The sequence below is a fragment of the Fodinibius roseus genome, from assembly GCF_900129315.1.
GTDB classification, from domain to species: Bacteria; Bacteroidota; Rhodothermia; order Balneolales; family Balneolaceae; genus Fodinibius; species Fodinibius roseus.
Genome location: NZ_FQUS01000002.1, coordinates 30,655 through 43,745 on the forward strand (window position 1 = coordinate 30,655; position 13,091 = coordinate 43,745).

Consider the following 13,091-nt stretch of genomic DNA (forward strand, 5'->3'; position numbering starts at 1 on the left):
TTTCTTTTAGGCGAGGGGGATAGGTCTTTCTAAATTTGAATGCCCGCGGTAATATAAAAATTACGGATTTTGGCGGGAATAATACCCGGTCCGGGATAGCCGGTAGCACGGCGTGTAAAGTATTTTTCATTCGTCAGATTATTGATTCCGCCTTCCAGGGTAAACCGATCGAAACGGTATTTTGCGGATAGATCCATCACCTTGTAGGAGGGGATTATTCCCTCAATAGCCGTTGGCGTTTGCCGGGCATTCGTAGCGTCGGAAAAATGCTCAGCCACATAGCTGAACTGATAAGAAGCCTCAAAGCTTCCTTGTGAAAATGTGAGACCGGTTTTGAAGTTAAAAGGGGGAACGAGTTCTACGTCATTTCCTTCGATACCCGGTTCATCCGTATTGGTATAGGTGGCTTCGATGAGTGACAAGTTGGTAAAAAGCGAAAGTCTCGCTTTGCTGTTATACCCCATAAGGGTAAAAAGGTCCGCTTCTGCAAAGGACTCGATCCCGTAGATGCCGGCATCCGCTATGTTAGTTCGATAGCGAAAGGTGCGTTCGACCAGATTGTTGAATTTGGGGTTGGGTTCGGTGCGCAACACGGTGCCGATACGATCTTCATAGGAAAGATGAAAAGCAGTCAAATCATAGCTGAACAGCTTACCAACCTGTCCGCGAATACCGAGATCCACATTGAAACCGCGCTCATCCTGAATATCGGGATCTACTTCGAGACTGCCTATATCAACGCGGATGTCGTTGAAGTTGATGGCCCGGTAGTTTTGTGAAAAGTTGCCATATATTTCGAGCTGTCTGCCGGGACGATAACTCGATCCTATGCCAAAAAACAGAAAAGATCGATCCCTGCTCCGCTGCTCTGCAATGCGCTCATCCACCAAAATGTTACCAGCCAGATCACGGACGATATTTCGGTAGTACCCTTCAGCTTCGGTCCTGATATATTCGAAGCGGGCGCCGGGTGTAATACTGAATTTGGGCGTAATATTAAAAATATTTTCTACGAATACTGACCGGTTTTGACTCGGCAAGTCAAAATCAGAGCCCGTTACGTTATCCGGATTCAGGTAGCGAAACGTGGGATCGCTGCCATCTCCGCCGCTGCCCTGCCGCCGGTGCGTATAGCCGTTATAGAATCGCGTACCTGCTAAGATGACCGAAATTCCGTCGATAAAGTGATAACGGTGAATCAGGCGGGTTTCGTTGCCCCAGTTCTCAAAATCATCTTTAAGCAGGTTTCGTTTTCCGCCATGATCGAGCCGGTCGATGCGCTGGAGGTTTCCGAGGGCATCACGTCCCCCGAGCAACCCGAAAAAACGGGTATTGAGCCTGGTCATGCTGCTGAAGTCGTAATCGGCTTTTAGCGCAAAAAGATTCCAGTTAACGCGGAACCAATTACGATCGCGATTCGACTGACTGGGATCATCCCGGAACTGGGCGTCGGTCAGTCCCCCGGGCTGATGCGCCAGGTAATACATGTAGGTATATTCTGGCGTGATGGTAAGATCTGGTGTGAGATCGAGATCGAACGAGAGATATGCGGTGTGCTGATCCAGCTCGGCGTTCGGCCGCCAGCCGTCGCTGGTTTTGTATTGATAAAACCCGTAGTAGCCTATCTCATCAATGGTACCGCCCACGCTGTTAAAGGAGTTGAATAATCCGAAGGAGCCATACGACTGTTTACTGCTGAACCGGAAAGGGGTGTTATCGGGACCATCTTTAAATTCAAAATTGAGCATACCTCCAAACTGCGTGCCGTACTGCAGCGACGCGGCCCCGCGTATGATTTCAATTCGTTCAAGAGCCTGGACTGGGGGGGTGTAATAGCTTTCGGGATAGCCAAGCGCATCGGCGGCAATATCGTATCCATTTTGGCGGGTGTTGAAGTTAGAATTGCGCTTGGGACTCAGGCCACGTCCCCCTACGCTGGTTTGGACCCCTGCATCATCGGTTTGCCAGATATTAAGTCCCGGCACTTTGGCGTATACCTGACGGCTGTTGTTTGTCGCTTTATTGACCGTCATATCATCGATGACGAGCACCTCATTCTTTTTGCTCTCGTTGATGGTAACACCTTCAACAGATCGCAACCGGGTAATACCACTTGTACGCTCCGTTTGCCCGCCAATAACAACCTCATCCATCATATCTTCAAATTTCTCAAGCTTAAAATTTTGGACGGCATCCCTGTGATCAATCGTAATTTGTTTGGACTGCGTCCGCTTGCCCGGATAGTAGGCTATGAGCTGGTAGGGACCGGCCGATACATTTTTAATGGAATATCTACCGTTACGGTTCGTCACCGTTTTGGATTCATAGTTAAGCGGTATGGTGCGGTCGCTGCTTTGCGGCTGCTCCTCCGCAAGATATATGCTGACATTTTCAACAGGAGTTCCACTTTGGTCTGTTACGGTACCCGACAAGGTATACTGCTGGGCTAACGCCATATCGATATCGGTACAAAAAAAGATCAAGAGGATGACCAGGAAGGAGAATGTGCGATACTTCATTATTAATGCTGACTTCTGAATCAATTTTGTTGATTTTCGTTAAAAGGGAGAATCCAGTTTTTATGAGTAAATCCGCGTTCCTGTTTGGTTAGGTCTGCCTTGGGATCAATCAGAAGCTGACTTCGACGCCCGTTGAGCGTTACATAAGTTTCAGCCGTTATTTTGACATCGTTAATACCCTGCTTGCGATACTTTTCTTCAAGATGATGGGCAAACTGGAGAATCATATCTGGCTGGGTGGACATCATTTTTTCCTGGTTGGGCGTCAGGTAGTCATAGTTTTGAACCTGCCAGCGGCGATCACTCTCCGGTTCTTTAATGTGAAAAGTAATGTGTCCCGCTTTTTCCATCAGCATAACGCGCCAGGAGAAACGGTATCCCTGCTCCGTCCAGAACAGGTTGCCGGGATATAAGGCAAAACGCAGCGGCAGCAAAAGCTGGAGTATAAAATGAATGCCGAGAATCCCGGCTATAATGGTATTACTGCTTTTGCTGAACTGAAAATGTTTCTGCTGGCTCGGGATTGAGGCTGAAAATGATAATGGCAGATACCTTTTCAGGCCGGATACAGCTGTAATAATCTTTTTGTGAAAATCGGCAGGAAAAAAAATGAGCGTGCATAAAATCATGATAAAGGGAAACATTCCGATCTGGAACAGGAAATAGGTCATCATGTGGAAGATGATAACCGTTATGTAGGCAAAAAAGCGGGTGGGCTTCCAGAGCAGAAAGAAGGCAATAGTGAGATCATAAACCGCACCGGCCCAGCTGAAAATGTAGGCGGTGGAAGTATATTCCAGCAGGGGACCAATAATCGGGAGGTCGGCCCTGGCGGGCAGCCAGATCCGCATGGGCATGGCGTTGATCAGCCAGTCTGGATTTAGTTTGGCCGCCCCGGCAAAAAAGTAAACGAGCCCGAGCTGTAGTTTGAATATGTTGATGGTCCAGGCCGCCACGTATTCCCTGCGAATAGCGGGCTTGCGAAGCACATCCAGCGAGAAACTACGGTTGGCCGGAACCCATATCAGCAGAAAGCTGATAATGCTTACAAAATAATAGTGGTTGAGATAGTTGGTTTTGTCGATGAGCTCCACATACGTAAAGCACAGGAAAAAAAGGATGATTCCGATGCGGTAACAGCAGCCCAGCATGACCGACAGGGCCGCGAGTCCCATTACCAAAAAAAGCAGGTACATCCCGGTTTCACCCGGCGGAGTAACCCAGTCAAAGCCGTAGTAGGTGAAGAAATAGTCCGGTTCTACGTACAGCTCATAGATCCACCCCTTGAGCGCAAAGCGGATGACGCTCACCAGCATGATGAATCCGAAGAGGAAACGGAAAACCGCCAGGGGAGCAATGGAAACCTGCGATGTAATATGCTTTTTTACGGCCTCCGGGATCATGGTCTGTTAATCACCGTCGTTGTCTTGGTAGGTAATTGTAATACCCAGTGCTGAAGTCATATCGGCTTTCAGCATTGAAACGATGGCGTGAAGTTCTTCAAAAGAAGTTAACACCGCTTCATTATTATTTTCGATTTGCTGCGAAAGCGGATCGCTGAGCTGTTCAAGCGCTGACTGTGCTTCGTCAATCTGCGACTTGATATCATCAGTAAGCTCTTCCGTATCAAAATCCACCCTGTTATTAATGGCCAAAAGGTTATCGTCCAGCCCTTTGCCGCCGGCCCCGGTAAAAATGTGCTCTATCTGATTCAGGTTTGCGATCGCCAGTTCTGCCGAATATCCGCCGTAATAGGCCTCAACCGCTACAGGGCGTGGGGTACCGGCACTTTTAATACCGGATGGAATGCCTATTTTACCATCGCGCAGGAATCGCTCGTAATGGCGTACATAGTGGTTGACAAGCCTACCCAGCGAGCTTCCCTTATCTGTTCCGGCATTTTCTTCACTCAAAAACATCCCGATATAGTCGCCGCCCGAAGGCTGCCATTCGCCGGCAGCCGTGTCGATCTTATCTTTTACAAACGCGATGTTATCGAGGAGGTACTTCATGCGATTTTCGGCTTCAGCACCGGTTGTGTACCGGGCCAATATCTCTTCATTGCTGTCGGCTACGCCGTGGAGCAAGTAACCCAGGGCAGGTAACCCCGCTATATCTTGGTTATCAATACCACCAAAAGAGTAATCGCCGGAAGAGATATTGTCATCCACTTTATCGGTATCTACCGGATAGGTGTTTATAGATGATCGCAACAGAACAGACTCTGCCGGGCCAAATTGAAATGGGCTGACCTCCTGCCAGGCTAATCGAGCGTCTTTTAAAGCCGTCTGTACATTTTCCAGCTGCTCTGGCGTCGATTCATTTTCAAAATTTTCTGCTGCAGTTTGTAAGTCTTCAACTGCGGTTTGCATTTCCTCGAAGGACGGCAAAATAATATTGTTGCCGTAGTTGCTGAGCATCTCGGATCGATCAAAATTAATTTGTTGATCCGAGGATGTGCTGTTACTGCATGCCGCAAACAATATCGCGAGTAGCAGTATAGCGGAAAAATAAGTGACTCTTGCGTGTGCCATCATGGGAAGCGTGTTTTTAAATGAACCGAACCGTGCCGGAGGTATGCCGGCAAAGTTCGGGTCCGTGGTTCAATACATCTTACAGTTGGTCTTGAACGGGCTCAAGATCGGGATAAGTATCTACGAGCGTAGACTTGGCGTTATTAAGTCCGTCTAAAGTAACATTCCAGAAGCTGCCATTTTCGCCGAAATCGCTATTGAGGATTTGGTCGATTTGGCCGGGCGTAATGGTTTTATCGGGATTGTACTTCAGTGCATTGACAAAAGCCCAGGCTTCCGAAAGCGCATGAAATGCTTCCCCCTGATTCCCTTCATTCCAATGTGAAAGCGTACTGTTTATATAGTGAACGGCGGTAGCTGCCGCCAGCAACTCCAGGTTTTCATACAGCACCTCAACTTGTTGTTCAAGTTTGCCCTGGTTGTCGTTGATAATAGCCGTACGTCCCTGAATGAAGGCTTCCATAATGGTATCGTTGAATCCAAGCTGGGGATCTGATCCATTGGAATATTTGCTCCAGAAGCGAAGCTCACCGGTGCGTGAATCCGGCCAATCCGACTCAAAATCCACGGGGGCGTCGAAATAGCCGTAGGCTTCATCAAAGTGATGTTCCTTGTCGGTGTAATTGGTTCCTTCCCGGAGTGCCTCATTTTCAACATTCGGACCGATGCGATCGTTGGTTAGATAGACGTTAAAAATTTGATTATAGAAGACAGCGCCCATCAAGCCTTTTTCGACCAGCTGGGTAAATTCCCGGCCTTTGGCATCCACCAGGATATAGCCATCTCCACGCCGCATCAGGCCCGGAACGCCCTCATCTGCTTCGCCGTTTTCACTGGCAGCTGCTGCTTTAGCAAAAAAGTCTTCAAATAGATTTTCGTCCAGATCCGGACCAAAGGTTTTGTTCTTAAGCTGCCGCTCGGAGGTAAAGGTGAAGTGCCCGCCACCGTTTCCGTCTGTATTTTCGAACATATCGAGGAGTGCCTGTTCGGAAATCGTTTCACCGTCGTGCGCCGTTGCAATGTATGCTTTCATTGCTTCTACCATATCCAGACGATCGGTCTGACCGGGATAGGCGACGGTAGACTCACCATTGCGGGTGAATTCATAAGTTTCGGGCGGCTCAATAGCATTCTCATCGTTTTTATCATTGCTGTTACTGATGTCACAGCCAGAAACCATCAGGGAAAGAACGAGAGCAAAAGCAGGTAATAGAAAAGGTCTTGATGTTCGGAGCATAGTTCTTATTCTTATTTATATTAAATCTAATTAATAGGCGGGAATATAATAACTATGTAGATTAGTTCTAAATAATAGGCGGTATTTTTTAGTTCCCCCGGTAAAGCGATGAAATGGTTTTTTTTTCACTATGTTTCACCGGTCGACTGTTTTTCCGGACGCCTTTCCTGATCAGGGCAACCTGCCGAAAGCAGGCAGTAGAAAACCGTTCGTGATAGAGGTGAGAGCAGGGCCCGAAAGTAAAAGGCAGGCAGATCATTCCCGGATAAGGTGTGAAAATGTGCAAAGCTAAAGACTATGTTTAGCTCAGCTGGAGGAGGAGCGGGCGGAGAAGATATTCATCAGCTGATTCAGCAGTCCGTTTCCGACGACCGATAGCTTTTCCTGGCGCCCGAGCGACAAAAAGCGTAATAAATTACGCAGTTCGACGAGCAGGTACGGCGGATCGGTGACCAGGGTATCATTGGCGATGATTCGTTTCCAATTAAGGGGTTTGTCAAAGGTGACACCGTGTTTCTCCATCGCCTGCTTGTACACATGGGCAATCAAACCATAGCCGATGCTGGTGGGATGAATACCGTCGAGGCTGAAAATACCCCCTTTGTATACTTTGCCGGTATCGCGGTTGATGCGCAGATAGTCCGTACTGAACCGGGGGTTTTTGCGGTCTTCAAACAGGTGGGAGGTCATCGGGTGTTTATTCATCGCTGCCACAAAGTCGTCGGGAAACGGGATGCGTAATTTTCCGCCCAGACGGCGCCGCGCAAAACCACTCAGGTACCGGTTCAGCGGCACGACCAGCCACCCGTACTCATCTGCTATTTCCCGGATAATGACATTGTATTCGTCCACATGCTGATCGAGTGTAATAGCTTCATCTTTAGTAAGGTGCGGATGCTTGTCGGGGTTAAAGTCGTCGTCCCATACCCAGAATCGCGTGTAATAATCAAAATAGCCGGTATGTCCTTCGCGTGATTTATCGGCGTTTACTCCCCGGGTGACCGGGGGAATGGTAACATAGGGAATCGTTTGTGTGATGATTCTTTCAGCCCCGATATCGCTTACCTTTTCGGCGAGTTTCCGGTATTCCTGCTCGAAATGTTCGGGACGATATACGGTATATTTGCGCCTGGACGGAAATTCGTCCAGGTCTTCTTCTCTTGAAAAGACAAACTTCAAATCCGACACCGCCCCGATAATGTTATTATGTCCCATCGTGACAATAAGATTTTCGATGCCCCCCTTTTCCTGCAGATGCCGGATGTTGTCTATCTGGGTAGCGTGGGCAAACTGTTCGTTGAAGGAGGGGTTCAGCACCAGGCTTGCGGTCACATACATCGCGTGATCGGGCAGCATATCAAAGATGGAGTATGTTTCCGGCTGCGTTTTGATAAACCTGCGACTCAGGCGGTCCGTAACCATCCAGGCGTCATTCATCGCAAAACCCCAGACCGATTGATTGTGATAGGGCGTGGTTTGGTCCGGCTGGTCCAGCGGTTTCAGTCCTCCCTCCCAATAGCGTTTTACCCGCCGAAGGGTCGAGTAAAGGTGCGAAAGGGCGGGCAGGTATTCATCCCATTCGATGCTTTCTCCATACCGGTCGGATAAACCGCGAAGCAGCACTTCAAGGTTCAGGGGGATGCCTGCCTGTGCGGTGAAGCGCGGCTGGTCGAACGGGGGAGCCGGCTCCCAGCAATCGGCCAACAGGGCGGGGAAATTGAGGTCGGTCCGGTAAATTCCGCCATTATTAAACCCCTGGCTAAGGCTGTCCCCGATAACGGCCAGCTTATGTTTGGGCTGAGATTTATTGTTCACGATCCCGGAATGCCTGAATCAATTTTGGATTCCTTGTTAGAGTTCCTGAGAATATATAGTATCTTGATACGGATCTTTGCAACCTGAATGTACCAAATTGATGGCCAAAATAGAAAGTAATCGGTCGGATTCCTTGTTATCCACTATAATGTTATGGCCGGAAAATATTTTACTGGTCCGGGCAGGACCGTATTATCATAGAAGAAGGTTTTGCAAAACAAGAACTTTTGGTCAGGGCCACAGCGATTTTAAAAACCCGGCATAATGAGTATGTGTGAGGGTTTGAACATTCCGATAACGAATAAATTGGAAAAAGACCGCTTTGCAAAGGCCACGGAAGAGGTATCTCGCTTGACTTTCTTTTTCATTAAAGCCTTATAGAATTGTAGATACTGATGATGATAAGAACGCTACTTTTATTGTTGAGTATTGCTTGTATATCTTCAACGGGAGCTTCGGCGCAGGATAACAGCGGGGAGGCAAATACTGATTCACTGACCAGCGCCTTCGTACCGGCTTTGGGCTATAGTTCAAATGAGGGATTGGTAGGGGGACTCATTTACAGCCGGTATGATAATTCCGGCGATGTGGAGCCTTTTACAAGCCACCTCAAGTCCTCTGCCATGGTATCAACCAATGGCTATGTAAAGGTGAGAGCAGATTATGAGCGGACACAGAATTTTGGACGCCCCATTCGGTCGACGCTGAATGCCTATTTTAATCGATTTACGACTAATAACTTTTTTGGAATCGGGAATGACGTACCGTTTGACCAGCAGCAATGGGAAAATGAATACTACTATTTTGAATCCGTCGGGTTCGGGGTAGGCTATGACCTGCGCAAGCCGGTCTACCGGAATCAAAACAGCCACCTGGATCTGATGGGGGGCATAGAAACAGAATACCAGATCCCGTACATCCGGAAAACTCCTTCTTCTTTTGAACAGCGAAGACCTCTGGGCCGGGAGGGGGGATGGTTGAATTTTGTAAAGACCGGCCTGATTTGGGAAAACCGGGATCGGGAATTTGATCCCCGCCGGGGCAATCGATTTGCGCTGGAATTGCGGTATGCCCCGGAGCTGGTCAGCCGCTATGGGTTGGGAACAGCCCGGCTGGAGCTGCGCCAGTATTTTCAGTTGTTCAACAGCATTACGGTAGCCAATTTTTTTGAGGCCCGTCACGTTGAGGGCGATATACCGTACTGGGAGCTGTCTACGTTGGCGGATGAAAATACCCTTCGGGGCTATCCGCGAAATCGTTTTCAGGGGAATTCATCGGTTGCCTATACCCTCGAACTACGGAGCTGGCTGTTTGAATTTCCCCAGTTTTACAGGTTAAAGTTGGGAATGCAGCTTTTTACGGATACGGGTCGCGTATTCACCCCAGGCGATGATATTCAGGATCTGTTTGAGGGCTACAAGCAGACAATCGGCATCGGCGGAGCGATGTCCGTTATCAGTCCCGACTTTATTTTACGGGGAGAAATCGGCTTTTCAGAAGAGGTAAGCCGTATTTATGTGGGGGTCGGTTATCTCTTTTGATGCGTATTTTAAATAAGATGCGCCTCTTTATACGTGTGCCTCCGCCTGCCACGCAGGGACAGGCGCGGTATCTGTAATATAAAAAAGAAAGCATCAATCGCACCGATGCGGGGGAATGACATTTCAGAAGGAAACCACGGACGTTTGTCCCGCTGCCGGAAGCACATGGGAATCGGTTGTTAGTCCCTGAAGATAATTTTCCGTACCTTCCGGTTAGGAGCTGGTTGGACTTGGGGCACAGGGAGAATCAGATGATTTGAGTCCCGTTTTGGGGCTTTTGAAGCGAGTAGCGGGCCTGTTTAACGAAGAGAAGCTCGGAATTTGGTTAATTTCGAGGGACTCGAAGCAGGCTTTGCCAAGTCCGGCAGGCTCCTGTCATTAAAATGAGAATCGCTGGTATCAGGACAGTAATTATGAGTCAATCTGTTTTGCTCACGGCCGCCGTTGAGGACACGGAAGTGGTGCGGTCGGAGCTTAAAAAGCTAAAAATAACGCCCTTGCATTACCCGCTTGAGCGATACGAAGCCGTGGAAGCGGATAAGGATACTGTCGAGACATTGGAGCTGGTGGGTGAGTTTGAGAATATCGTATACGGGAGCAAGCGAAACGCCCGGTTTTTTGTAGAAAAAGTCAAAGCGTATGACAAGCTGGAGGAGGTCCGTGAGCAGCTGAACCTGGCGGCAGATCAGCATACGGCCGATTATCTTGAAGGAGAGGGTATCCCGGCCGTACACCCCCATTCGGATGGTAATTCCATTGATTTGATGGAGTTTATGTTGCGTATCCGCCGGATCGGGGAGACCCTGTACCCGTGCGGCGATAAAACAGCCGAAGACCTTCCCGGGTTACTGAAAGAGCTGGATGTGCCGGTGGAAGAGTTGGTGTTATTTACGCTCGAAGGCCCCAAAGAAGAGGACCTGCAGGCCTACCGCAAGGATCTGTCCGCCCACGAACCGGAGATTGTGATCTTTCATTCCCGCCGGTCCGTGAATCGTACGCTGGCAGCCTTTCCAAGCCTGAATTACGGCAAGGTTCAAGTTATTTCGGGTGATCAGGCCGTTACCGATAAGCTGAAAAGGGAGGATATTGAGACCGATCGCCAGGCCACCGGAAACTGGAATTCTATTTTGGAAGAAATGGCTGAATCGGGATGAGCTTTCAGACAGGATATTTAGCAATTTAATCCCCAGTCTTCGTTGATCTGTTGTATAATTTGTCTGCTGCGTGCATCGTCTCGAATGGGTTCCAGCAGCTTAGGAAAAAAATACCTGAACAGGGCTGTAGAAAAGTATCCCCAGTTTTTGATTTTGTTGAAAGCCTTAAATGTATCTTTATCTTCACCGAGAGCGGCATGCACCAGGCCGGAAGAAAACCAATCCTCCATCTTGTTTATTTTAGGCAGTAGTTTCTCTGCTTTGGTTGGGTTGTCAGAAGCAATATAATTTAACGCAAGAATGGCCAGGATTTCTGTTTCAGCAGGGGTGCCTTTTGAACGTACCAAAGATTGTGCTTCTTTCATAGCTAACAGGGCTTCAGAGAATCTGTCCAGATGATAAAGTGCAAGTCCCTCCATATAATGATTTAAAGTAAATTCGGGCTGCATCTGCCGGGCACTTTTTGCCTCGTAAAGTCCCTTTTCATATTGCCCGTCTGCCAGGTATGTTTTTCCCAAATATACTCGTGTATAGGGAGCCCTGGGGTCAAGCTCCGCTGCACGTTCTGCAGGTTTTAGTGCTTCTTTTAGTCTTCCTGTTATCATATATGTCCAGCCCAGCCAGGCGTGGGCTTCTGCGTAGCCGGGCTGAAATTTGATAGCTTGTTCTAATTCCCTAATAGCTTCTGGTCCCTCTTGGAGGCTCGCATGTAGAATACCCAGAGAGGCATGTGCTTCTCCCAGCTCCGGATCAAGTTCCAGAGCATGCCGAACTGCCTCCATAGCATCAGGTGTGTTTTCCGGCAAAGGGTACTCGTAGAATTTGAGCAACACGAGAGATTCGGCTATTCCGGCCCATGCCAGTGCATAGCTTGAATCTATTTCGACAGCGCGTTGAAAGTATTTGAGTGCACGATTGATGCCACGCTCGGTACGGTGAGCGAGATGTGTTTGTCCCTGAACGTACATATGATAAGCCTCAAGATTTTCAGTGGGTTTCTCTTGAATCCTTTTTTTCTCTTCTGGGGTGAGTTGTGCCTGAAGCGTGTCTGTAACTTTTTCTGCCAGCTCACTCTGTATTTGGAAAAGATTTTCTGCCGTTAGCTCACGTTCGTAGGTTTCGGCCCAAAGGAGTTGTTCGTTCCTGGTATCGGTAAGTTGTACGTTGAGCCGTACCCGGTTTCTGGCTTGCTGCACCGTACCTTCCACAATGGTTCCGACGACCAGTTCGCGTGCCACTTTCGCAACAGATGCCTCTGTACCACGGTAGCGAAGTACGGAATTGCGGGCAATGACCGTCAGTGCTGATATGTTGGAGAGTTTAGTAAGCAGATCGTTGTGGATGCCGGTTGCCAGCGGTTTGATTTCACCGTTGCTGTCCAGGGTCTCAAAAGGAAGAACGGCGATCGTGCGGGTATTCAGATCGCCTGGTTGAGACGTTTCCCGCCTGTCCTTGAATTTTGCAGCCGCCTTTTCAAGTCCGCCGGTTAGTTTTTCGGTTTTTTCTGTCGCACTGGCCCCGAACTCCTTCTTTAAAAGCCCGGCATGATTTTCTGCTATGCGGATGGCTTCAGGCCGTTTGTCTGCGGCGACCAGCGCCTCCATCAGGCGTCGTGTGGCACGCGAATCATAAGGATCTTCAGCGATATATTTATACCACCATTTTGCAGCGGCTTCAGGATCTCCCCTTTTTTCTGCTTGTTGAGCCAGCTTCTCTAGCACTTCCCGATAGCCGCGTTGCACCCGACGGCGTTCGAGATCGAGCCATTGACCGAACTCCGGAGACGCATCCGGTACGTGGAATCCCTCAAGCAGGTTGCTCCGGTATAATTCCAATGCTCTTTTGTACTCTTCTTTTTTTCGTGCTTCTTCAAAGGCCGTTACATCACACCAGATTGAGCCGACTTCGATCTCTTCTTTCCCGCGGTTTATGATGATTTCGTTGCCTAACGCCTTACGTATCTGATAAAGCATATTACTGAGAGCATTGCGGGCACTTTTCTGTCCGAGGTTCGGCCAGAATAACGGCAGCAGACTATCGCGGCGTTTGAAACCACGGGGACGGTCCAGCGTCAGGTATACAAGCAGGGCCAGCCTCTTGGGGCCGGAAAGGAAAGATTGTACCAATTCCCCGCTCTCATCGCGGAGCTCAGCGGGACCAAGCAGGTGAAACTCAACCATCGTCTTGGATTGATTTGAAAACAAGTTCTACTCTTAGATGGTAATCTAAGAAAGAACACGGAGTGGGGAAAGAGTTGATTTATACATTGCAGCAGATTACGGACAGAATAT

Annotated in this window: 8 protein-coding genes; 2 read left to right on the plus strand and 6 right to left on the minus strand. The window is 48.8% G+C overall.

The window, feature by feature from the left end; all coding sequences use genetic code 11:
* Positions 1-29: 29 nt before the first annotated feature.
* The 5 genes from BUB16_RS02105 to BUB16_RS02125 all read right to left on the minus strand — a co-directional run bounded on the left by BUB16_RS02105 (position 30) and on the right by BUB16_RS02125 (position 8,105).
* Positions 30-2,519, minus strand: a complete 2,490-nt coding sequence (locus BUB16_RS02105; protein ID WP_073059182.1) for a TonB-dependent receptor — start codon at positions 2,517-2,519, stop codon at positions 30-32.
* Positions 2,520-2,539: 20 nt separating this feature from the next.
* Positions 2,540-3,922: an HTTM domain-containing protein gene (locus tag BUB16_RS02110; RefSeq protein WP_073059183.1), complete on the minus strand. Its 1,383-nt coding sequence runs from the start codon at positions 3,920-3,922 to the stop codon at positions 2,540-2,542.
* Positions 3,923-3,928: 6 nt separating this feature from the next.
* A complete protein-coding gene (locus BUB16_RS02115) occupies positions 3,929-5,056 on the minus strand; it encodes an imelysin family protein (RefSeq protein WP_084087963.1) in 1,128 nt (375 codons plus the stop codon).
* Between the two features lie 76 nt (positions 5,057-5,132).
* Positions 5,133-6,290 (minus strand): DUF4856 domain-containing protein, encoded by a 1,158-nt coding sequence (locus BUB16_RS02120; RefSeq protein ID WP_084087964.1) that lies wholly within the window; start codon positions 6,288-6,290, stop codon positions 5,133-5,135.
* Between the two features lie 306 nt (positions 6,291-6,596).
* Positions 6,597-8,105, minus strand: coding sequence for an SAM domain-containing protein (locus BUB16_RS02125; RefSeq protein WP_073059186.1), 1,509 nt, complete (start codon positions 8,103-8,105; stop codon positions 6,597-6,599).
* Positions 8,106-8,527: 422 nt separating this feature from the next.
* On the opposite strand from BUB16_RS02125, the gene BUB16_RS02130 reads away from it, so the two are divergent.
* The gene (locus BUB16_RS02130; RefSeq protein ID WP_073059187.1) at positions 8,528-9,646 is read left to right on the plus strand and encodes a BamA/TamA family outer membrane protein; all 1,119 of its coding nucleotides are present in this window, start codon (positions 8,528-8,530) and stop codon (positions 9,644-9,646) included.
* Between the two features lie 413 nt (positions 9,647-10,059).
* Positions 10,060-10,800, plus strand: a complete 741-nt coding sequence (locus BUB16_RS02135) for a uroporphyrinogen-III synthase (protein ID WP_073059188.1) — start codon at positions 10,060-10,062, stop codon at positions 10,798-10,800.
* A gap of 17 nt (positions 10,801-10,817) precedes the next feature.
* On the opposite strand, the gene BUB16_RS02140 is transcribed toward BUB16_RS02135, so the two are convergent.
* Positions 10,818-12,980, minus strand: coding sequence for a BTAD domain-containing putative transcriptional regulator (locus BUB16_RS02140; RefSeq protein ID WP_073059189.1), 2,163 nt, complete (start codon positions 12,978-12,980; stop codon positions 10,818-10,820).
* Positions 12,981-13,091 lie beyond the last annotated feature (111 nt).